Annotated in this window: 23 protein-coding genes and 1 pseudogene; 9 read left to right on the top strand and 15 right to left on the bottom strand. The window is 53.6% G+C overall.

Annotated features, from left to right (window positions below; all coding sequences use genetic code 11):
• Positions 1-16: 16 nt before the first annotated feature.
• On the bottom strand, positions 17-535 hold the full coding sequence (locus HVX64_RS12400) for a 2-oxo-tetronate isomerase (RefSeq protein ID WP_044257784.1): 519 nt from the start codon (positions 533-535) through the stop codon (positions 17-19).
• A 205-nt stretch (positions 536-740) separates the two neighbouring features.
• On the opposite strand from HVX64_RS12400, the pseudogene HVX64_RS24125 reads away from it, so the two are divergent.
• Both HVX64_RS24125 and ttcA read left to right on the top strand, forming a co-directional pair.
• A pseudogene (locus HVX64_RS24125) lies at positions 741-894 on the top strand (site-specific integrase); the annotation flags it as partial.
• Positions 895-997: 103 nt separating this feature from the next.
• The gene (gene ttcA, locus HVX64_RS12405) at positions 998-1,933 is read left to right on the top strand and encodes a tRNA 2-thiocytidine(32) synthetase TtcA (protein ID WP_043000592.1); all 936 of its coding nucleotides are present in this window, start codon (positions 998-1,000) and stop codon (positions 1,931-1,933) included.
• Positions 1,934-1,976: 43 nt separating this feature from the next.
• On the opposite strand, the gene dbpA is transcribed toward ttcA, so the two are convergent.
• The 4 genes from dbpA to HVX64_RS12420 form a co-directional block, all read right to left on the bottom strand.
• Positions 1,977-3,350: an ATP-dependent RNA helicase DbpA gene (gene dbpA / locus HVX64_RS12410; RefSeq protein ID WP_044257783.1), complete on the bottom strand. Its 1,374-nt coding sequence runs from the start codon at positions 3,348-3,350 to the stop codon at positions 1,977-1,979.
• 23 nt (positions 3,351-3,373) lie between these two features.
• Positions 3,374-3,553, bottom strand: coding sequence for a hypothetical protein (locus HVX64_RS24270; RefSeq protein ID WP_305764052.1), 180 nt, complete (start codon positions 3,551-3,553; stop codon positions 3,374-3,376).
• Between the two features lie 284 nt (positions 3,554-3,837).
• Positions 3,838-4,821 carry a zinc transporter ZntB gene (gene zntB / locus HVX64_RS12415; RefSeq protein ID WP_043000590.1) on the bottom strand — a complete coding sequence of 328 codons (984 nt, stop codon included), beginning with the start codon at positions 4,819-4,821 and terminating at the stop codon, positions 3,838-3,840.
• A gap of 89 nt (positions 4,822-4,910) precedes the next feature.
• A complete protein-coding gene (locus HVX64_RS12420; protein WP_044257781.1) occupies positions 4,911-6,044 on the bottom strand; it encodes a methyl-accepting chemotaxis protein in 1,134 nt (377 codons plus the stop codon).
• 644 nt (positions 6,045-6,688) lie between these two features.
• On the opposite strand from HVX64_RS12420, the gene HVX64_RS12425 reads away from it, so the two are divergent.
• The gene (locus tag HVX64_RS12425) at positions 6,689-7,921 is read left to right on the top strand and encodes a sensor domain-containing diguanylate cyclase (RefSeq protein WP_043000588.1); all 1,233 of its coding nucleotides are present in this window, start codon (positions 6,689-6,691) and stop codon (positions 7,919-7,921) included.
• Positions 7,922-7,965: 44 nt separating this feature from the next.
• On the opposite strand, the gene pcaC is transcribed toward HVX64_RS12425, so the two are convergent.
• The 6 genes from pcaC to HVX64_RS12455 are packed head-to-tail and all read right to left on the bottom strand — an operon-like array spanning position 7,966 to position 13,029.
• Positions 7,966-8,355: a 4-carboxymuconolactone decarboxylase gene (gene pcaC, locus HVX64_RS12430; protein WP_043000587.1), complete on the bottom strand. Its 390-nt coding sequence runs from the start codon at positions 8,353-8,355 to the stop codon at positions 7,966-7,968.
• A complete protein-coding gene (pcaD, locus tag HVX64_RS12435; RefSeq protein WP_044257779.1) occupies positions 8,345-9,109 on the bottom strand; it encodes a 3-oxoadipate enol-lactonase in 765 nt (254 codons plus the stop codon). Before pcaD ends, pcaC begins: the two co-directional genes overlap by 11 nt.
• The gene (locus HVX64_RS12440; protein ID WP_044257778.1) at positions 9,087-10,451 is read right to left on the bottom strand and encodes a 3-carboxy-cis,cis-muconate cycloisomerase; all 1,365 of its coding nucleotides are present in this window, start codon (positions 10,449-10,451) and stop codon (positions 9,087-9,089) included. The genes pcaD and HVX64_RS12440 overlap by 23 nt, the downstream gene beginning before the upstream one ends.
• A 9-nt stretch (positions 10,452-10,460) precedes the next feature.
• Entirely contained in the window at positions 10,461-11,663 is a 1,203-nt protein-coding gene (pcaF, locus tag HVX64_RS12445) for a 3-oxoadipyl-CoA thiolase (RefSeq protein WP_044257775.1), read from the bottom strand.
• Between the two features lie 9 nt (positions 11,664-11,672).
• On the bottom strand, positions 11,673-12,329 hold the full coding sequence (locus HVX64_RS12450; protein WP_044257774.1) for a 3-oxoacid CoA-transferase subunit B: 657 nt from the start codon (positions 12,327-12,329) through the stop codon (positions 11,673-11,675).
• A gap of 10 nt (positions 12,330-12,339) precedes the next feature.
• Positions 12,340-13,029: a 3-oxoacid CoA-transferase subunit A gene (locus HVX64_RS12455; RefSeq protein ID WP_044257772.1), complete on the bottom strand. Its 690-nt coding sequence runs from the start codon at positions 13,027-13,029 to the stop codon at positions 12,340-12,342.
• 170 nt (positions 13,030-13,199) lie between these two features.
• Between HVX64_RS12455 and HVX64_RS12460 the strand changes: the two genes are divergently transcribed.
• Complete coding sequence (locus tag HVX64_RS12460; protein ID WP_043000581.1) at positions 13,200-14,006, top strand: IclR family transcriptional regulator C-terminal domain-containing protein; 807 nt, start codon at positions 13,200-13,202, stop codon at positions 14,004-14,006.
• Here HVX64_RS12460 and smrA read toward each other — a convergent pair.
• Positions 14,003-14,566 carry a DNA endonuclease SmrA gene (smrA, locus tag HVX64_RS12465; RefSeq protein ID WP_044257769.1) on the bottom strand — a complete coding sequence of 188 codons (564 nt, stop codon included), beginning with the start codon at positions 14,564-14,566 and terminating at the stop codon, positions 14,003-14,005. The genes HVX64_RS12460 and smrA overlap by 4 nt on opposite strands.
• Positions 14,567-14,990: 424 nt before the next feature.
• Here smrA and ogt point away from each other — a divergent pair, with 424 nt between their 5' ends.
• The 3 genes from ogt (at position 14,991) to uspE (ending at position 17,554) form a co-directional block, all read left to right on the top strand.
• Entirely contained in the window at positions 14,991-15,506 is a 516-nt protein-coding gene (gene ogt / locus HVX64_RS12470; protein ID WP_043000579.1) for a methylated-DNA--[protein]-cysteine S-methyltransferase, read from the top strand.
• 194 nt (positions 15,507-15,700) lie between these two features.
• Positions 15,701-16,453, top strand: coding sequence for a fumarate/nitrate reduction transcriptional regulator Fnr (gene fnr / locus HVX64_RS12475; protein ID WP_003020397.1), 753 nt, complete (start codon positions 15,701-15,703; stop codon positions 16,451-16,453).
• Between the two features lie 150 nt (positions 16,454-16,603).
• On the top strand, positions 16,604-17,554 hold the full coding sequence (gene uspE, locus HVX64_RS12480) for a universal stress protein UspE (protein ID WP_043000578.1): 951 nt from the start codon (positions 16,604-16,606) through the stop codon (positions 17,552-17,554).
• 46 nt (positions 17,555-17,600) lie between these two features.
• On the opposite strand, the gene HVX64_RS12485 is transcribed toward uspE, so the two are convergent.
• Positions 17,601-17,861 (bottom strand): DUF2534 family protein, encoded by a 261-nt coding sequence (locus HVX64_RS12485; protein WP_043001925.1) that lies wholly within the window; start codon positions 17,859-17,861, stop codon positions 17,601-17,603.
• Positions 17,862-18,104: 243 nt separating this feature from the next.
• Between HVX64_RS12485 and HVX64_RS12490 the strand changes: the two genes are divergently transcribed.
• On the top strand, positions 18,105-19,124 hold the full coding sequence (locus tag HVX64_RS12490; protein ID WP_044257829.1) for a mechanosensitive ion channel family protein: 1,020 nt from the start codon (positions 18,105-18,107) through the stop codon (positions 19,122-19,124).
• Positions 19,125-19,208: 84 nt separating this feature from the next.
• On the opposite strand, the gene HVX64_RS12495 is transcribed toward HVX64_RS12490, so the two are convergent.
• Complete coding sequence (locus tag HVX64_RS12495; protein WP_044257766.1) at positions 19,209-19,592, bottom strand: VOC family protein; 384 nt, start codon at positions 19,590-19,592, stop codon at positions 19,209-19,211.
• Between the two features lie 98 nt (positions 19,593-19,690).
• Between HVX64_RS12495 and HVX64_RS12500 the strand changes: the two genes are divergently transcribed.
• Entirely contained in the window at positions 19,691-20,461 is a 771-nt protein-coding gene (locus HVX64_RS12500; protein WP_043000575.1) for a DeoR/GlpR family DNA-binding transcription regulator, read from the top strand.
• Between the two features lie 35 nt (positions 20,462-20,496).
• Here the strand turns inward: HVX64_RS12500 and HVX64_RS12505 are convergent, their stop codons facing one another.
• Positions 20,497-22,110, bottom strand: coding sequence for a peptide ABC transporter substrate-binding protein (locus HVX64_RS12505; protein ID WP_044257762.1), 1,614 nt, complete (start codon positions 22,108-22,110; stop codon positions 20,497-20,499).
• Positions 22,111-22,161: the final 51 nt, after the last annotated feature.

Consider the following 22,161-nt stretch of genomic DNA (forward strand, 5'->3'; position numbering starts at 1 on the left):
TGATTGATCACTGGGGTCAACGCCCCTCCCAGGCAGAGATCTCTTCCAGGAGTACTGCAAGGCTGAAACGGACTGCTTTTTCGATAACATCCTGACACTCACCAGAAAAAAGCTCGCGCTTTGTGACAATCTCCCCGCGGAGATTCCACGCAAACCAGACCGTTCCGGCGGGCGTTCCGTCTTCCCCACCGTCCGGACCGGCGTACCCACTGATGGCAATGCTGATATCGGTCCCGGCACGCTCGCGTATGCCCGTGGACATCTCTTTGACCGTCTGTTCACTCACTGCGGTATATTTTTCCAGCGTACTGGCCTGTACGCCGAGCAGTGTCTGCTTCGCCCTGTCACTGAAGGTAATAACACCAATATCATAAAAGGCGGCGGTATCGGATTCCGCACAGAGTGCCGTCGCCAGATTACCGCCGGTGCAGGACTCAGCGGTGGTTAACGATAATCCTCGGTCAATGAACACATTGGCTAGCTGTTTCGTGAGTTCGCCGGTGGTTTTCGCTTCGTTATAGGCTGCTTCATTCATCCTTCTTCTCCTTAGCTTTCATCAGGAATAACGGAAATATGATCATTACGCTCCAGAATGGCGTATTGACTTTTTGCGGGATCCGTAATGCCCTGATTCTGTCGCACCGTGACCAGGCTAATCATCGTCAGCGTCGCCCCAGTGACAGAAAATCATTGCCTGACCAGAATTCAGAAGTAAGTTTAAGCCGTTTACCGTCGGACGTGTAAAAGGTGCTGGTATTCGTCGCCGTAATCCGTACCATACGCGACATACTTTTGCCTGTAGGCTTCGCTCAACCGAAGCGTTCACGTCTTTTATTGCAAACCCGATGGGGCATGAAACGCGCGCAGGTGGTATATGAAATTGACGTAGCCTGAATCGACGTATTGACGACGAGCAGACTGCCAGGCGAAACGCAAAACTGGCACGGTGATACGCGTGTCGTGACATGCCCCTTTCCGGTGTTCGAGACAGTAAATAATGTTAGAAAATCAACAAGCGACGAAGAAAGAACAGTACAACCTGAATAAATTGCAGAAACGTCTGCGCCGTAACGTCGGCGAAGCGATTGCCGATTTCAATATGATTGAAGATGGCGACCGGATCATGGTCTGCCTGTCCGGTGGTAAAGACAGCTACACCATGCTGGAAATTTTGCGCAATCTACAGCAAAGCGCCCCGATTAGCTTTTCGCTGGTTGCCGTTAACCTGGATCAGAAACAGCCCGGTTTCCCTGAACACATTCTGCCTGAGTATCTTGAGCAACTGGGCGTTGAGTACAAAATAGTTGAAGAGAACACGTATGGGATCGTGAAAGATAAGATCCCGGAAGGCAAAACCACCTGCTCTCTTTGTTCACGCCTGCGTCGCGGTATTCTGTATCGCACGGCGACGGAGCTGGGTGCGACTAAAATTGCGCTGGGTCACCATCGCGACGACATTCTGCAAACCCTGTTCCTGAATATGTTCTACGGCGGGAAAATGAAAGGGATGCCGCCGAAACTGATGAGCGATGATGGTAAACATATCGTGATCCGCCCACTGGCTTACTGCCGCGAGAAGGATATCGAACGCTTTGCTGAAGCCAAAGGCTTCCCGATCATCCCTTGCAACCTGTGCGGTTCGCAACCAAACCTGCAACGTCAGGTGATTGCCGATATGCTGCGTGACTGGGATAAGCGTTATCCAGGCCGTATTGAAACCATGTTCAGCGCCATGCAGAACGTGGTGCCTTCACACCTGAGCGACATTAACCTGTTCGACTTCAAAGGGATTAAGCACGGTTCTGACGTTATTGATGGCGGCGATCTGGCATTTGATCGTGAAGAGATCCCGCTCCAGCCTGCAGGCTGGCAACCGGAAGAAGACGATAATCAGCTTGATGAACTTCGCCTGAACGTTGTCGAAGTGAAGTAATAGCCATGGGCCGGATCGTTTTCATCTCCGGCCCAACTCGGGTTTATTTCAGTAAACGCACCCGACAGGTTTTACCTTTAATCTTCCCATTCTGCAGTTGTTTCCACGCCTTATGCGCGACTGCCTGACGGACCGCCACATAGACATGCGCCGGATGCACGGTAATTTTGCCAATGTCCGCGCCATCCAGACCCATATCTCCGGTTAACGCCCCCAGCACATCGCCTGGTCGCATTTTGGCTTTCTTGCCACCGTCGATACACAATGTCGCCATTTCGGCGACCAGCGGCGCGATGCTGCGTTGCGTTGGCGCAGGGACCCAGTTAAGGCGGATCTGCAGCATTTCAGAGAGAATATTCGCCCGCTGCGCCTCTTCCGGAGCACAAAAACTGATAGCCAGACCGCTGTTCCCGGCGCGCGCGGTACGGCCAATCCGGTGGACGTGCACCTCCGGATCCCACGCCAGTTCGAAATTCACCACCAGCTCCAGAGATTTGATATCAAGCCCGCGGGCCGCAACATCCGTCGCCACCAGCACCCGCGCGCTGCCGTTGGCAAAACGCACCAGCGTCTGATCGCGGTCTCGCTGTTCCAGATCGCCATGAAGCGCCAGCGCGCTTTGCCCGGCCTCATTGAGCGCATCGCACACCGCCTGACAATCCTTTTTAGTATTACAGAACACCACGCAGGAAGCCGGCTGATGCTGACTGAGCAACGTTTGCAACAGCGGTATCTTACCGTGCGCAGAGGTTTCAAAGAATTGCTGTTCGACGGCGGGGAGCGCATCCACCGTGTCAATTTCGATAGCGAGCGGATTTCGCTGCACGCGACCGCTGATTGCGGCAATCGCTTCCGGCCAGGTGGCCGAAAACAATAGCGTCTGACGCGACGCGGGCGCGAAACGGATCACCTCGTCGATTGCCTCACTGAATCCCATATCCAGCATCCGGTCTGCTTCATCCATCACCAGCGTGGTCAACGCGTCCAGCGAAACGGTGCCCTTTTGCAAATGGTCGAGCAAACGACCAGGCGTGGCGACGATAATATGCGGCGCGTGCTGAAGAGAATCGCGCTGTGCTCCGAAGGGTTGACCACCGCAAAGCGTCAGGATTTTGGTATTCGGTAAGAAACGCGCCAGACGACGTAGTTCACCGGCCACCTGATCCGCCAGTTCGCGCGTCGGGCACAGAACCAGCGACTGCGTCTGAAACAGAGTGGCATCAATATGCTGTAACAAACCGAGACCAAATGCTGCCGTTTTACCGCTGCCGGTTTTTGCCTGCACCCGCACATCCTGCCCGGCAAGGATCGCTGGCAGCGCCGCCGCCTGGACAGGGGTCATGGACAGATACCCCAACTCGTTCAGATTCTCGAGCTGGGCGGCGGGTAATACATTCAGAGTAGCAAAAGCAGTCACAATTTAATCTCACGGTAAACGACTCACAGTCGGCAGGCGCGTATCCTCGCAGATCTGCGGCTGTGATGCGACAACTTAATCGGTACTTCGTCGGGCGGCGGGTCGGGCATCGGCTGTGGACGTGGGATCGGATCGGGCACAGGAACGGGATCGGTGGGAACGGGATCCGAGAAATGAATGTCTTGTTGGCGGTGAGTTAACAGATGGAACATTTTTGCCTCCGGGATTTCATTGGCTCCCTTTCAGGGTAGTCGCTGAAAACGTACAGGCAAAAAAAAGCCGACTTATTTAAGTCGGCGTCGTACGAATCAATTGTGCTATGCAGTAATTCAAAAAAGGAAGTAAGACAATATGGAGCGCAACGCCCATCGCTTGACGTTGCATTCACCTGCAAGAGTGATATTGCCCCGAACAGGCGTGCTATTTATTGACTTCGCTCAATCTTAAAGCCGTTTTTAGGCAGAGAAATCTCTTAAAACACCCGTTTTTACAACCATTTACTACGATGCAACCATAAAGTAACACCACCAATCAGAACCACTAACAGAATACAAAAGAGTGAAAAGCCAAATTGCCACCCTCCACCGGGTATGCCGCCGAGATTGACGCCGAACAGTCCGGTCAGAAACGTGCTGGGAAGGAAAACCATCGCCATCAATGACATGGTATAGGTACGTCTTGCCAGCGACTCCTGCATTACCTGGGCAATTTCATCCGCCATAACGCCCGTGCGGGCGATACAGGCATCAATTTCATCCAGCCCCCTGCCCAGTCGGTCGGCAATATCTTGCATCCGGCGTCGCTGATCGTCCGTCATCCACGCCAGACGCTCGCTGGCCAGTCGCGAATAGACATCACGTTGCGGCGCCATATAGCGGCGCATCACAATCAATTGTTTTCGTAATAACGCGAGGAAGCCGCGCGGCGGGATTTGCTGATCGAGCAGATTGTCTTCAAGATCGATGATTTTATCGTGTAACTGTTCGATAAATTCACTGGCGTGATCGGTCAGCGCATCGCATACGTCCACCAGCCAACCGCCGCAGTCAACTGGCCCGGTGCCTTCCTGGAGATCGCTGACGACATCGTCGAGCGCCAGCACCTTCCGCTGACGCGTGGAGACAATCAGCCGTTCATCCATATACAGACGCATCGCCACCAGTTGGTCCGGGCGCTCATCCGTACTGCCATTGATGCAGCGTAGCGTAATAAGCGTCCCTTCACCCAGACGGCTGACGCGTGGACGAAGGCTTTCCCCCGCCAGCGCATCCCTGACATTATTCGGCAGTAGCGGCGTCGTCGCCAGCCATTGCGCGCTGTCCGGATGCGTGTAGTTCAGATGCAGCCAGCACGGATGCTCACGGCTGATCACATCATCATCTTCCAGCGGTTTCACACCGCCCTTGCCATCCAGCAACCAGGCAAATACTGCATCCGGCACACTAACTTGAGACCCTTTAATGGCTTCCATTTTGCCTCCCATACTTCGCGCTTTTCTGGTTAGTCTAGCTGTCGACGCATGTTAAGCAACCACTCATTCTCCCAATGTGTTATCAGGACTTATGAAAACCCGCGAGCGTAGCGCTTGTGCGCTGAGGGAGAAATCACTTCTGTTGCATCACTTAAACGGAACTGATGGGTTTTCGACTGGAGATCGACAACCTGTGATTTCAGTACATCCGACGATCCGGATAATTCATCCACCATCAATGCGTTACTTTGAGTAACTTTTTCCAGTTCATTCATTGCCTGGGTTATCTGATTTATTCCTTTTTCCTGTTCCGCCGTGGTGGTTGATATTTCATGCATCAGCTGACTTAACTGCCCAGCGCCCTGGACGATTTCCTGCATATTCTTTTCTGTCTCGCCCACAACCGTTGCGCCTTGCTGCACATTTTGATGGGTGACGTCGATAAGCCCCCGAATATTTTTTGCGGCTTCGGCACTTCTGTGCGCCAGATTTCGCACCTCCGTCGCCACCACGGAAAATCCTTTTCCCTGCTCACCGGCGCGCGCCGCTTCGACTGCGGCATTCAGGGCCAGAATATTGGTCTGAAACGCAATATCATCAATCAGGGTAATTATTTCTGTCATTTGCTGGGTACAAGTCGTAATCGAATGCATGTTGCTGGCAACCTGAACCATTAATTCGCTGCCTTTGTATGCACATTGCATCGCGCTATTGGCCTGCTGGTTAGCGAGTCGCGTGTGGTCAGCGTTGTTACGCGTGCTGGCGGCCATCTGTTCCATGCTGGCCGCCGTCTGGATTAAAGAGGCAGACTGCTGCTCCGTTTTTACGGATAATTCAGCGCTACGGGCGGCCAGTTGCTCTGACAACAACAGCGCCGTCTTCGAGGAAAGTCGGATCTCACGTACCAGCGTCGCGATACTGCCGGATAAGCTGTTGATACCCGGAATCAGTCTCCCGGCACAGTTATTACCAAATTCGGGAATATAAACGGCGAGATTTCCCGCTGTCACCTGTTCAATACTTTTCTTTACGGTATTAATGGGTGTGACAAGATATATTGTCATGTAGCACCATAAGGCGAATAGCGCCAACAAAAAAATCACGTTCATTGAAATAATAACCGACAGCCTGACCGAGTACATTATTTGCACAGTGTTAATCAGGCCAAAGGTAAATAGCAGAAATACGATAATAAATGTTCTGACGCTAATGTGTTTTAACATTTTAAACCTGTTAGAGGTTAATATGGCAGGTCATATTTATATAGCATCAGAAAAGCATATATTCTTCTCGTTCCGCTCTCTGTCCAAACTTCACGCAGAGATCCATAAAATTTACCTTAAAGAAGGATATTGCCGATTAAGTTTACCTTATGCTTATTGTTCATCATGAGGTGAGGCCGCTTTCCCCTACCCTCCCAAGCGATTCTACTGCTTAACAATTAAGTGATACGACACTCATCATTGATGAACGTTTAATCTGGCTTAAATGATTAGATTTCATAACGTGTTAATAAGCGCATTCGCGCTCTTGCCGCCTTTCGCCTCTGGACGTTAATGAGGTGGGCAAAAATTCCAGTAGCTGACCTTTCATTTCTCATGCGAATGGATGAATCCCTGCTAAATTTAACTGCACGACAGACATTCGATGGAAAGCCAGATGTTGCACGTACCATGGGCGCCCGTTTGAATCAGCATCTCGTTTCTTGTTACGTTCATCGCTGCATTTGTCTCCCTCGACAGCGTGCGCGGGTCGAGAATCGGCATTCTGGCGCTTATCGGGCGGTATTACGCTTGGTATGGGGATCTGGTCAAGGCATTTCATCGGCATGGTCGCACAATAATTAATAAAAAGAACAGGATTACTGATGATTGCGCACAACCTGAATGCACTGGATTTATTAACACAGCCGGTCTGGATCGTCTCCCCCTGTACCGAAGAATTAGTTTTTGCCAATCGTATCGCCAGAGAGGTGATGCAAGGGTACACCTTCAGCCAGCTGCGTAAAGGGGTGTATTCCACCCATGCGCAGAATACGTTGCCGAACTATATTACCGATCTTCGCCGCCAGCGGGATATTGTCGAGATTCTGACGGTGCCTCGTGAAAATCATCAGGCCGCACTCACCTGTCGGTTATCGATTAACGATCTGCCAGGAACCGGTGAAGTCATTCTGTTCGAAGGCATTGATATCCCGGCGGTACAGGGGTTGAAAGCCAGCCGGTCTGCCACCTATCAGCGTAAAAAGCAGGGATTTTATGCCCGATTTTTTCTCACGAACTCCGCCCCTATGCTGCTGATCGATCCGTCAAGAGATGGTCTGATTGTCGACGCCAACCTGGCGGCGCTCAATTTTTACGGCTACAGCCTGGAGGCGATGTGCCAAAAACACACATGGGAAATCAATATGTTGGGTCGCCAGGTTCTGCCTGTTATGCATGAAATTGCGCGACTGCCGGGTGGGCATAAACCGCTGAATTTTGTCCATAAAATTGCCGATGGCACCACCCGCCATGTGCAAACCTATGCCGGGCCGATTGAAATCTACGGCGACAGACTGATGTTGTGCATCATTCACGATATTACCGAGCAGAAACGTCTTGAACAGGAACTGGAGCGCGCCGCCCTGCATGACGCACTCACCGGACTGCTCAATCGCCGCCAGTTCTATCAACTGACCGAACAGGGGCAGATGCAGCATCTCACCCTGGCCCAGGACTACAGCCTGCTGCTCATTGATACCGATCGGTTTAAAAGCATTAATGACCTGTATGGTCACCTGAAAGGCGATGAGGTTCTCTGCGAGCTGGCGCGAAACCTGGAGTCCTGCGCACGCAAAGGGGATTTAGTGTTTCGCTGGGGCGGCGAGGAGTTTGTCCTGTTGTTACCGCGCACGCCGCTGGAGACCGCGTTGCAGTTAGCCGAATCCATCCGCGCGTCGGTCGCGAAAATCGGGCTTCCCGGCCTGCCGCGCTTTACCGTGAGCATTGGCGTGGCCCACCGCGAACCGAACGAAAGTATCGATGAACTGTTTAAGCGGATGGATGCTGCGCTTTACCGGGCCAAAAATGATGGCAGAAACCGGGTACTGGCCGCCTGAGAAACAGCGTCCCCGACGACACGCACCGCCGCCGGGGGCCTGATTTACTTCCCGTCGGCGTCGCGCTGGTCAAAAACTTGCTGTGCCAGATGCAATGTCGCATTGGCGGCGGGCAGACCGCAATAAAGTGCCGAATGCATGATCAGCTCTTTCAACTCCTCACGCGTCACGCCGTTGTTGAACGCGGCATTGAGATGCATTTTTAGCTCCGCTTCGCGGTTTAACGCAATCAGCATCGCAATGGTTATCATACTGCGCGTATGCCGATCCAGTCCGGGGCGGCTCCAGATATCGCCCCAGGCATAACGGGTAATAAAGTGTTGAAATTCTTCATTCAGCGGCGTCAGGTTTTCCACCGTCCTGTCAACATGCGCATCGCCCAGAACCGCCCTGCGTACGGCCATTCCCTGCTGATAACGTTCTTCATCCTGCATATTGTCCTCCCAGAAACGATAACAACGCCGCGTTCACCGCACCCGGCGCTTCAATAGTGGATAAATGGGACGCCTTCACCACAGCCAGTACAGAACCGGCAATACGCTGGTGCATAAACTGAGCGTCGTCCGCCGTGGTGACGGGGTCATTTTCACCGGCAATCAGCAGCACTGGCCGTGTGATCCCGGCAATTTGCTCACGCAAATCGGCCGTTGCCAGCGCTTCACAGCAGGCGGCGTACCCTTCGGCTGACGACGCGGCGAGTTGCTCACACAATGCGGCGACCGTTTGCGGTGCCGACTGACGAAAAGCAGGGCTGAACCAGCGTTCCGGGGCGCTGGCGGCAATCTCGCGCAGTCCATTCTGACGAACGCTTTGCGCGCGGGCGCGCCAACTCGCCTCGTCGCCTATACGTGCAGCGCTGTTAATCACTGTTACGCTCAGCAATCGTTGCGGCTGATGACAGGCCAGCCACAGCCCGGTGAGTCCTCCCATTGAGATCCCGCAAAAATGCGCTGCCGGGATATCCAGGTGATCGAGTAACGCAATCACATCCTGCCCCAGCCGGGCGAGATCGGTTGGCCCCACATTGTTCGTCCCGCCATGTCCGTGGGTGTCATAACGCAGCACTCGATATTGCGCGCTCAGCGCCGCAAGCTGTGGCGCCCACATCGCAAGCGTCGTACCGAGAGAATTGGATAGCACTACCACCGGCGCGTCGTCCGGGCCATCAATCTGGTAATTCAGTTCCATGCTGTTGTTCCTCATAACGTGCAAGCACGCGTTGCACAAACTGCGCCGCGCAGCCCGTTGCCGTGCCTGGGTCCAGTAACGCCACCAGTTGAGATTCATTAAGATGGGCCATCACCTGCGGCTCCTCAACGAGTACCGAATGCAGGGAATGACCGCTTGTCACCGCGCGATGGCACAGCCTTTCAATCAGACGATGGGCATCCTGCTTGCCGATAAACGCCGCCAATGCCAGCGTGACCGATTCCGCCATCATCAGGCCCTGAGTGATATCCAGATTGTCACGCATCTTTTGCGGGAAGACCTGCATATTCAGGACGAGCGATTGGGTTTCCTCAATTGCGTGCCCGACCAGCATGACGATCTCCGGCAGAACTTCCCATTCTGCCTGCCAGCCGCCGAGCGCACGTTCATGCTGCTGTAACTGACTGTTGTAGAGTGTGGCCATCAGTCCCGGCGTTTTCTGCATGGCAGTGAGGATCGCCGCGCAGCTCACCGGATTTCGCTTGTGCGGCATCGCCGACGATCCGCCCCGACCCGCGACGGCGGGTTCGCTCACTTCCGCCACTTCGGTCTGCATCAGCAGCGCGAAGTCCTGAGCAAACTTACCGAGAGTACCGCCGACACCGGCGTACCATGCCCCCACTTCCAGCAGCCGATCGCGCTGGGTATGCCAGGGCGTATCTGGCAACGTCAACGCCAGTTCCTGCGCGAGTCGCTCTGCCACCGGTAGCGCGTTCTGCCCAAGTGACGCCAGCGTTCCCGCCGCACCGCCAAACTGCAGCACCAGTACACGCGGCAACAGCGATTGCAGGCGTTCCTGCCAGCGCTGCAGCGCATCAAGCGTACCGGCCAGTTTCAGCCCCCAGGTCACCGGCAGCGCCTGCTGCATCCAGGTGCGACCCGGCATGACGGTATGCTGATAGCGATGCGCCTGCTGAGCAAAGACCGCCGTCAATTGACTCAGCGCACATTGCGTGTGATTGAGCGCCACTCGCAATTGCAGGACCAGTCCGGTATCGATCACATCCTGGCTGGTTGCCCCCCAGTGTACGTAACGTGCGGCGTCAGGATCCTCACGCTTCACCCGCGCGGTTAAGTGTTGCACCAACGGAATGGCCAGATTGCCCGCCGCCCGCGCCGATTCTGCCAGTGCTTGTCGATCAAACTCCTGCGCATGACAAGCCTGGGTGATAGGCCCGACAGCCGTTGCCGGTATCACGCCGCAGGCCGCCTGCGCACGGGCAAGCGCGGCCTCAAAATCGAGCATCCCCTGAAGAAGCTGGATGTCTGAAAATTCTGCCGTGAGCGCCGTTCCGCGCATCAACGGGGTTAGCAAGGTCATTCCTGCTCCTTACACACGTTCAATAATCAATGCGATCCCCTGGCCGACGCCAATGCACATGGTACAGAGTGCATAGCGTCCGCCGGTACGCTGCAACTGGTAAGCGGCGGTCATCGCCAGACGCCCACCTGATGCCCCCAACGGGTGACCGAGGGCAATCGCACCGCCGTTAGGATTCACCTGCGCGGCATCATCGGGTAACCCCAAATCACGCATCACCGCCAGTGCCTGCGCGGCAAACGCCTCGTTAAGCTCGATAACATCCATCTGGCCAAGCGTTAAGCCCGTCTGCGCCAGTACTTTACGGACCGCTGGCGCCGGGCCAAACCCCATAATTCGCGGGGCGACGCCGGCAGTTGCCACGCCGACAATCCGCGCCAGTGGGTGCAGACTTTGCTGCGCCATCGCCTGCTCGCTGGCGATGAGGAGCGCACAGGCACCGTCGTTAACGCCAGACGCATTGCCCGCCGACACGGTACCGTCAGGACGGACGACCCCTTTCAGCCTGGCGAGCGCCTCCAGCGATGTCGCACGCGGATGTTCATCTTTGCCAAAAAGCAGCGGCTCGCCTCTTTTTTGTGACACTGTCACTGAAATTAACTCTTGTGCAAATAGCCCCTGCTCCTGAGCGGCAGCGGTTCTCAACTGGCTGCGCAGCGCAAACGCATCCTGATCGGCGCGCGTTATGCCAAACTCCTGCGCCACGTTTTCTGCCGTTTCCGGCATAGAATCCACGCCATAGCGGGCTTTCATTTGCGCGTTGATAAAGCGCCAGCCAATCGTAGTGTCTTCGATTTTCATGTTGCGGCTGAACGCATTTTCCGCTTTGCCCATCACAAACGGCGCACGTGACATGCTCTCCACGCCACCGGCGATCATCAGCTGTGTTTCGCCGCTTTTAATCGCTCTCGCGGCAATACCAATGGCATCGAGGCTGGAACCACACAGACGGTTTACCGTACTGCCCGGGACGCTTTCCGGCAACCCGGCCAGCAGCAGCGCCATCCGCGCCACGTTGCGGTTATCTTCTCCCGCCTGATTCGCACAGCCGTAAATCACGTCATCGATCGCCGCAGGATCAAGGCCTGGGTTGCGTTCAAGCAGTGCTTTCAGTGGAATAGCGGCCAGATCGTCGGCCCTGATGTTCGCCAGCGTTCCGCCGAATCGACCAAACGGTGTGCGCACTGCATCGCAGATAAATGCCTGATTCATCATAGTTCCTTATGCGCTTTGCGCCAGCGGTTCACAGCTCAGAGTCACCGGCGTCAGACGTTGCAGTTCCTCAAAACACAGACCATTGAAAATTTCCCGGACAACCGGTCCCGAATCGGTAATGTCGATCACCGCCAGGTCGGTATAAATGCGGCTGACGCAGCCCATGCCGGTTAAGGGATAGGTACAGTGTTCAACCAGTTTGCACTCGCCGTCGCGGGTCAGATGGTCCATCATCACAAATACCTGACGCGCGCCGATCGCCAGATCCATCGCGCCGCCCACGGCGGGAATGGCGTCCGGCGCGCCGGTGCTCCAGTTGGCGAGATCCCCGGAGGCTGAGACCTGATACGCCCCCAGCACGCAGATATCCAGGTGCCCGCCGCGCATCATGGCGAAGGAGTCACCATGGTGGAAATAGCAACCGCCCTGCAACAGCGTGACGTACTCTTTCCCGGCATTAATCAGCTCCGGATCTTCTTCCCCTTCCGCCGGTTTTGGCCCCATCCCGAGCAGGCCATTTTCACTGTGCAGGAAAATCTCTTTTTCCGCAGGCAGGTAGTTGGCGATACGGGTTGGTAAACCAATCCCCAGATTGACGTATGCTCCTTCCGGGATATCCTGCGCTACGCGTCTGGCCATTTCGTCACGGGATAATTTCTTCATCGTTTACTCCTTAGGCCCGCAGCGCGGCGTGGGTGAGGTTTTCCAGAGAAAATACGCGCTGGACAAAAATCCCCGGCGTGATGACGTGCTCGGGATCAAGCTCGCCGAGAGGGACAATCTGATTCACCTCCACCACCGTGGTTTGCGCGGCGGTCGCCATGATCGGACCAAAGTTTCGTGCCGCTTTGCGGTACACCAGATTCCCCCAGCGATCGGCCTGATGCGCCTTTATCAGGGCAAAATCGGCGTTAATCGGGTATTCGAGCACATAGTTTTTCCCTTCGATGTGGCGGGTTTCTTTGCCTTCAGCCAGCGGCGTACCGTAGCCTGTTGGCGTATAGATAGCCCCCAGGCCAGCACCGGCAGCCTGAATGCGCGCCGCCAGATTCCCCTGAGGTACCAGCTCCAGTTCAACCTCGCCACGGCGATACAGGTCATCGAAAATCTGTGAATCCACCTGACGCGGAAAAGAGCAGATCATTTTGCGTACGCGTCTGGCCTTCAACAGTGCCGCCAGACCGACTTCACCGTTACCCGCATTGTTATTGATGATGGTAAGGTCGCGAGCCCCCTGCGCGATGAGCGCATCAATCAATGTGGTGGGTTGTCCGGCCGTACCAAAACCACCAATCATGATGGTCGCACCGTCCGGGATCCCGGCGATGGCCTCCTCCAGCGAAGGCACACTTTTATCAATCATCAGCTCGCTCCTTGTGGTGCGGATTTCGCACATTTTTGCGTTGTTCGCACAAAATGTGACCCACTTAACGAAGTCAGGCAAGGGCGATAATCGAAATATGGTGCGATAATCGAACATCGTTTATGTTTGTACGAAGAATGTGATCCGTGGCGAACAACGAGAGGAAAACAGTGGAAAAACATCCTGATGACCGACTGAACAACGAGACCGATCCGTTTAAGGGCGATCCAAACTATATGGCATCACTGGCACGCGGGCTGGAGGTGATTCAGGCGTTCACGCCGCAGCGACGGGTTATGTCGATATCGCAGATTAGCCAGAAAACCGGGATCCCTCGCGCGGCAGTCAGACGCTGTCTGTATACGCTGGGAAAACTGGGTTTCGTTTATGCCGAAGATGGGAAAAATTTCGAACTGCGTCCGCGGATCCTGGCACTGGGACATGCCTATCTGGCCTCCACTCCGCTGGCTCGCGCCACTCAACCGGTTCTGAAACATCTGAGTGAAATGCTCAATGAATCCTGTTCCATCGCCACCCTCGACGGTGACGATATTTTGTATATCGCCCGCGCCTCCAGCTCACGCATTATGACCATCGATCTGGACATCGGCAGTCGGCTGCCCGCGTGGTCCACCTCAATGGGACGCGTTTTGCTTAGCCATCTTTCTGAGGACAAGCTGAACGACATGCTCGGGCGCATCACCATGATCCGCTACACCTCGCAGACTGTGGATTCCGTCCCCGCCCTGCGCGCCGAACTGAAGAGAGTCCGGCAGCAGGGCTATGCGCTCAACGATCAGGAACTGGAAATGGGGCTGCGGTCCATTGCTGTGCCGCTGATGAACAGCCAGGGTCAGGTCCAGGCGGCGCTGAATGTGGGTGTACATGCCGGACAGGTGACGGCGGACGAGCTGCGCAGCCGCGTACTGCCCGAGCTGCAAAAAGCCGCGCAGGAGTTGTCGCTTTTACTGCATTAACGGCTGCGCTTGGCGTGACGTTCCCAGTTTTCCTGCTTCGCCTGTGCGGATTTACGCAACGCCACATAGCACGCTCCGCTGCCGCCGTGATGTGGCAGCGCCGTGCAGTAGGCCTGAACCTCGTCGAATTCGGTCAACCAGCGTGCCAGATAGCTGCGCACGATGTTGGCATGTGAGTTATCGTCTCGCCCTTTACCGTGAATGATCAGCACATTGCGCAGTCCATCGCGTAACGACTGGAGCAGAAAGCTGTACAGCTGTTGACGACAGGCTTCCACTGGCTGACGCAACAGATTGAGGCTCGCCTGCTGGCTGTATTTCCCCGTACGCAGCTTATCGAGTACGCCCTGTTGCAGCCCCTCACGGCGAAACTCTAAAGGTTGCGCCAGCGGGACGATCTCCAGAAAACCGGTGGTGAGAAAATTATCAAGCTGGAGTGTATCAATACGTTGCGGGGTCCGCGCATTGCGCACGGGCTGCCAGTGTACGTCGGCGCAACGTTTCAGCGGCTGAACATCCTCCATGGCGTCAAGAAATAACGATTTGTCGTCAAGATTCATGCTGTGTCCTCCCGCTTTTTAAAGGCAGCTACTATCATAGCCGTCCCCCTGGAGGGCGACAACGGTTTACAGATGCTTCCAGTAAACATCCACGTGTCACATACCTTTGCTTTACTAATTAACGCTGGTTTTACTCAGAGTAAAACAGTGCAGCAGTGCCGTTTAATCTGGTTGATTTACCTTAGATTTTCGTGAAATCAATCACTCCAGTTTGCTGGCATAGTTAAACGGTTCTTGCTATAAGACATTACCCGCCACCAGGAAAAATAACGGGCATAGATGAAGGATAAACTGCTGTGTGTACTGTAGAGTCTGGCGGATGTCGACAGGCTCTATTTTTTTATCCCAAATCAGGGGTATAGCACTGCTGGCAGTGACCATGATACGTTGATGCCCCACCGACTGCATGCCAACGAGGCAACCGATGCTGACACTACTGGAAGAGAAAATGATGACCCCGCTGGGCCCACTTTGGGTCATTTGCGACGAGCAGTTCAGACTTCGCGCTATCGAGTGGGAACAGTACAGTGAGCGCATGGTGCAACTGCTGGATATTCATTACCGCGCACAAGGTTATACCCGTATTAGTGCGACCAATCCGGGCGGTCTGTGCGACAAACTTGCCGACTATTTTGCCGGTAACCTCAGCGCGATCGATACGCTGCCAACCGCCACCGGCGGCACCCCTTTTCAGCGGGAAGTCTGGCAAACCTTGCGCACTATTCCTTGTGGTCAGGTGATGCACTACGGTCAGTTGGCTGAGCAACTGGGACGCCCTGGCGCGGCGCGAGCGGTTGGCGCGGCGAACGGTTCAAATCCGATCAGCATCGTGGTGCCCTGCCACCGCGTGATCGGACGTAACGGCACCATGACCGGTTACGCCGGTGGCGTGCAGCGGAAAGAGTGGTTGTTGCGCCATGAAGGTTACCTGTTGCTGTAGTATCCAGGCAATTCGTGCCTTCTTGCTCACACTTTTACGTAAAGACGCCACAGGGAAAGTAAGGTTTTTCAAAGGGATAGAAATATTTTATTCACACATGTCGGAATTATCCGCTATTGGGGTGACCTCAGACTTACGTGCTCACCAAAAAGATGTTAAAATTGACAAATATCAATTACGGCTTGAGCAGACCTATGATCCCGGAAAAGCGAATTATACGGCGCATTCAGTCTGGCGGTTGTGCTATCCATTGCCAGGATTGCAGTATCAGCCAGCTTTGCATCCCGTTCACACTTAACGAGCATGAGCTTGATCAGCTTGATAATATTATCGAGCGTAAAAAGCCGATCCAGAAAGGCCAGACGCTGTTTAAAGCGGGTGATGAGCTGAAATCGCTCTATGCCATTCGTTCCGGTACGATCAAGAGCTATACCATTACTGAACAAGGCGATGAGCAAATCACCGGCTTCCATCTCGCGGGCGACCTGGTCGGTTTCGACGCGATTGGTAGCGGCCATCATCCGAGTTTTGCGCAGGCACTGGAAACCTCCATGGTCTGTGAAATCCCGTTTGAGACTCTTGATGATCTGTCCGGCAAAATGCCTAATCTGCGTCAGCAGATGATGCGTCTGATGAGTGGTGAGATCAAAGGTGACCAGGATATGATCCTGTTGCTGTCGAAGAAAAACGCGGAAGAGCGTCTGGCGGCATTTATCTATAACCTGTCTCGTCGCTTTGCGCAGCGTGGCTTCTCTCCACGTGAATTCCGTCTGACCATGACCCGTGGCGATATCGGTAACTACCTGGGCCTGACTGTTGAAACAATCAGCCGTTTGTTGGGTCGTTTCCAGAAAAGCGGAATGCTGGCGGTGAAAGGGAAATACATCACTATCGAAAACAGTGATGCGCTGGCGGTTCTCGCCGGACACACCCGCAACGTTGCTTAATCTTTCCGCAACCCTTCTGAAACCCTTCTGTCGAATCGTTAAATTTTCCTGATTTATTGATCTGACAGAAGGTTCTTCCCTGTTTCAATTCACATTCTTGGGTTACTCTTTTAGTTACAAACTGCGATGACAGTTGTAAGGAGACCCTGTATGGCTATGTATCAAAACATGCTGGTGGTTATCGATCCGAATCAGGACGATCAACCTGCGTTACGGCGTGCGGTTTATTTGCATCAACGGATTGGTGGCAAAATTAAAGCCTTTTTGCCGATCTATGACTTTTCCTACGAGATGACCACCCTGTTGTCGCCTGATGAGCGTACGGCAATGCGTCAGGGCGTCATTAGTCAGCGGACGGCGTGGATACGCGAACAAGCAAAATACTATATTGAAGCAGGCGTTCCTGTTGAAATTAAAGTGGTCTGGCACAACCGTCCTTTTGAAGCCATTATTCAGGAAGTGATCAGCGGCGGACACGATCTGGTGCTGAAAATGGCGCACCAGCATGACCGACTGGAAGCAGTGATCTTCACTCCTACCGACTGGCATCTGCTGCGTAAATGCCCAAGTCCGGTGTGGATGGTGAAAGATCAACCCTGGCCGGAAGGCGGTAAAGCGCTGGTGGCGGTAAACCTGGCCAGTGAAGAACCCTACCATAATGCGCTGAATGAGAAGCTGGTAAAAGAGACGCTGCAACTCGCCGAACAGGTCAACCATACAGAGGTGCATCTGGTCGGGGCCTACCCTGTCACGCCGATCAACATCGCGATTGAACTGCCGGAATTTGATCCCAGCGTCTACAACGATGCGATTCGCGGTCAGCACCTGCTGGCAATGAAAGCGCTGCGGCAAAAATTCAGTATCGACGAGAAAGTCACACACGTTGAGAAAGGATTACCGGAGGAGGTAATCCCCGATTTAGCGGAACATCTGCAGGCGGGGATTGTGGTTCTGGGTACAGTGGGCCGCACGGGCATTTCCGCTGCCTTCCTGGGGAATACAGCAGAACAGGTCATCGACCATTTGCGTTGTGACCTGCTGGTCATCAAACCCGACCAGTACCAGACGCCCGTTGAGCTTGACGACGAGGAAGACGACTAACGCGTTGTGTAAAAAACGAAAGGCCCAATGATTTGGGCCTTTTCTTTTAATGCTTGTCCTCACCGCCGAGGAAATAAATTCCCAACGGGATGGCCAGCAGCACGGTGAAAACCAGGCTATAGACGAAAATCATTGATGACTGAATGACATACATCGACGTCGTCCAGTCAGAAAGCGGAATATCATACTGTTCAATCACCCCACCGATCGTGGCGCGCGTGACAACCGATGCGGCAATAATAAACACACCCAGCAGACAGAGCAGAAACTTTTTGCCCTTCGCCGTCTTCAGCTTTTCCATTATCATCATAGTGTCCTTCTGTCACCAAACTTTTGTTACCTTAGCGCAACAATACCATGACAATATGAAAAAGTCTGCATCAGTTCCCCTGACAAATCCGTCACATTGAAAGCGCCTTTGCGTAAAAACGCTAAAAGCGCTATTTATTCCCCCTTTTTATTGATGACTTGAATGTTTATCCTGAGTACCATTAATGAGTTGCAGTTTATTTTTTGTTATGTCAGTGGCAGCGGAAAGCCGGGGATAAATATGTTTGCAGAGCTGTTCGTAAAAAACGTCTTCAATCTGACGGTTATTTTGAGTAGCGTCTTTAGCTTAATTCTGATGAATGTTTTCTTTCGTCATGCACATAAACGCAAGAAAGGGTTTGTCTTCCATACGGCTCAGTTTCTTATTTATGCGCTGATTATCGGTACATTAGGGCGAATCGCTAACACCGTTATTAGCCATTATAACATCAGCGCGGTTTCATCCAGTATTATCGACTTTGTCTGTACGTCGTTGATCGCCCTGATTCTGACTATTAAATTGTTTCTGGTGATTAATCAGTTTGAAAAATCGCAAATTAAAAAAGGGCGAGACGTCACCAGCGCGCGAATTTTATCGCGGATTATCAAAATCACCCTCATTGTCGTCATTATTTTGCTTTATGGTGAACACTTCGGCATGAGCCTGTCGGGGTTACTCACCTTTGGCGGCATCGGCGGCATCGCCGTGGGCATGGCAGGGAAAGATATCCTCAGTAACTTCTTTTCCGGCATTATGCTTTATTTCGATCGCCCCTTCAGTATCGGCGACTGGGTACGTTCCCCAGATCGCAATATCGAAGGCACCGTGGCGGAAATTGGCTGGCGGATGACCAAAATCACCACCTTTGATCACCGTCCGTTATACGTTCCAAACTCTGTGTTTTCCTCGATTAGCGTAGAGAATCCCGGTCGGATGAGTAACCGTCGAATCAACACGGTTGTCGGGTTACGTTACGAAGATGCCAGCAAAGTGGGCACGATCGTCAATGCTATTCGACAAATGCTACAAACCCATGCCGATATCGATCAGCAACAAACGCTGCTGGTCTATTTTAACGGCTTTGGTGACTCTTCATTAAATATTATGGTGTATTGTTTTACCCGAACAACGGTCTGGGAAGAGTGGTTAGCGGTTCAACAACAGGTTTATCTTAACATTATTGATATCGTGCAGAGCCATGGCGCTGATTTCGCCTTCCCGAGCCAGACACTCTATCTCAATAATAGCAGTCAGGGTTAATGTAAAACGCCCCTGCCCGACTCGTGATAGCCTCAGGACATATTTACCTGAGGCTCCTTACTCAGACAATGCGTTATTTTCTGTTCATTCAACAATTTCGATGAAATTCCCGTCCGGGTCTTTGATGACGGCTTCATAATAACCGTCCCCGGTCGTGCGCGGTGGTGAAACCAGGATCCCCTGCGCCCGTGCTTTTTTTGCCAGCGCATCCACTTTTTTAGCACTGCCAACCGCGATTGCCAGATGCACCCACCCGGTCGTCTGGTTATCCGGGCGCAGGGCTCGCAGGGCGGGTTTCGTCATCAGTTCAATCGCAATATCATCACCGATGCGCACAAAATAAGACTCAAATCCGGGGTTGTTCTTGCTGATGTATTTCTCATTAAGCGTCCCGCCAAAAAAACCGGTCCAGAAGCGCGCCTGCGCTTCCAGTTCTGTGGTCCATAACGCCATATGTGCGATTTTCATGTTTCCCCTCGTTTCAACCCGTTAGAATGTTGACAGCACTGACCGTTTTGCCCGATCATGCTCTATATTGCTCGATGATATGGTTTTCAGGATTTATTATGCTCGATTATGCAGCTTTCCCGGAACAACGACAAGCCCTGATTCAGCAGATCCTGCAGGAGAATGGGCGCGTGGTATGCAGTGACCTCGCCTCCCGGCTGAACGTCTCGGAGCACACGATTCGCCGCGATCTCCATGAACTCAGCAAGGAAGGCATCTGCAAGAAGGTGTATGGCGGCGCGGTCATGATGCTGCCGGAAGCGGGTGACTATTCCATTCGCAAAACGAAGAAGCCCGACCAAAAGAGCAGCATCGCGCAAAAATGTGCACGACTGGTCAAATCCGGTAGCTGTATTTTTATCGATACCGGTACGACCAACCTGGCGATGGCGGAGGCGCTTCCGGCAGAACTTTCTCTGACCGTGGTGACCAACTCGCCGGAAATCGCTGCCGTACTGTTAAAAAAGCCCCTGTATGACGTCATCATGCTCGGCGGTCAGCTGCAGCGCTCTTCTGGTGGTTGCGTCGGCGCTTCGGCGATTGCGCAGGTTCAGGGGATGTTATTCGACCAGGGGTTTATCGGCGGCTGCGCGATGGCGCCGGAATCCGGTCTGACCGGGTTTGATTACGCCGATTGTGAATTCAAACGCGCAGTGATCCGACAGTGTAATGAGACCATTGTCGCGCTGACGGCGGACAAGATCCCGGCGGTGGCTCGCTATGTCGTCGCCCAGAGCAGTGAGATCGATGTCATGGTAGTTGAAGCGAATATCAGCAAGGCGTATTGCGAGGCGTTTCGCGAACATGATATCCGCATTTATACGGTGTGAACGGCAGGCGCGTTTCCGCGCCTGCTGACGGAGGGTTAGTGCTTGATGATATACATGGTCCGGCTGTAGGCCACATCTTCCGGGTTCATGATCGGGTACCCTTTCAGCCACGGTTTGATTAAGCGCCCGTTGGTGTACTGATAAATTGGCGCAATGGGTGCCTGCTCCATGAGGATTTTTTCCGCCGCATTGTAGTCCGCATTACGCGCTTTATCCGTGTTTTCCATCGTCGCCTGAGTGATGATTTTGTCATACGCCGGGTTGTTAAAACGCGAAATATTGCCTGAGTGCGTCGACGTCAGCAGCGACAGGAAGGTCGAAGGCTCGTTGTAATCCCCCACCCAGGAAGCACGAATCACATCGAAATTCCCGGTATTACGGCTGTCGATGTAAGTTTTCCACTCCTGGTTTTGCAGCTTCACATCCACACCTAAGTTTTTCTTCCACATCGAGGCCACCGCGATGGCGATTTTCTGGTGGTTCTCAGAGGTGTTGTATAACAGCGTCAGGTTAAGCGGTTTCTGCGGACCGTATCCCGCCGCACGCAACAGCGTTTTCGCCTGGGCATTCAGCTCTTCCTGGCTCATCTGTTCGAACGGAGACGGTTCAGGCGTAAAACCGGCAGTGACGTCCGGCGTAAAGTGCCAGGCCGGTTTTTCCCCGGTACCCAACACTTTCTCCGCCATAATGCGACGGTCAATGGTCATGCTCAGCGCCAGACGCACGCGGGAATCCGCCGTTGGCCCTTTTTGCGTGTTAAAGGCGTAGTAATAGGTTCCCAACTGCGGTGGCGTATAAACCTGCCCTGGAATGTCCTTTAACAGCTTCTGGTACATATTTTTCGGGAATGATTCGGTGATATCAATATCACCCGCCAGGTAACGTTTAGTGGCCGATGACTCTTGATTAATCGGCAGGAAAGTCACTTTTTGCAGCACCGTTTTTCCGTTATCCCAGTACTGCGTATTCGGCACCACCACCAGCTTTTCATTCACCACGCGATCCTGCAACACGTAGGCGCCATTCCCCACCAGGTTGCCCGGTTTGGTCCAGTCTTTACCGCTTGCCACGTTGGCTTTTTGCACCGGATAGAACGCAAAACTGGCGGTGAGGTTGGCGAACCACGGCAGCGGCTTATCCAGTTGCACTCTCAGGGTGCGGGCATCAATGGCGGTCACACCGAGCTTATCGGGCGTCACTTTGCCATCAATGATCGCCTGGGCGTTATTGACCCCTGCCAGCGCGGCAAACCAGGCAAAGGGGGACAGCGTTTTCGGATCCACCAGGCGTTGCCAGCTATAGACAAAATCCTGGGCGGTCACCGGCGTACCATCTGACCAACGCGCATTATCCCGCAGCGTAAACGTCCAGATGCGATTGTCGTTGCTTTTCCATTGCGTGGCGACGCCAGGTACGATTTCACCCTTCTCGTTCTGGTTCACCAGTCCTTCAAACAGATCGCGAATAACCTGAATTTCCGGCAGGCCAACCGCTTTTGCCGGATCAAGCGTCGCCGGTTCATCTTTTATATGGCGAACCAGCTCCTGCTTCTCTGCCAGTACCGTTCCGCTGGGAACATCCGCAGCATATGACAGAGAAATGCTGCTAACCAACAGCGCACAACAGGTTACTGAAACAGCGTGCTTCATAGAGTCCCCTCAATCCGGCTTATTCACGATGGCGTAATTATTTGTTTCGCC

The organism is Citrobacter sp. RHB20-C16 (assembly GCF_013890155.1).
In the GTDB taxonomy this organism is placed as follows: domain Bacteria; phylum Pseudomonadota; class Gammaproteobacteria; order Enterobacterales; family Enterobacteriaceae; genus Citrobacter_A; species Citrobacter_A amalonaticus.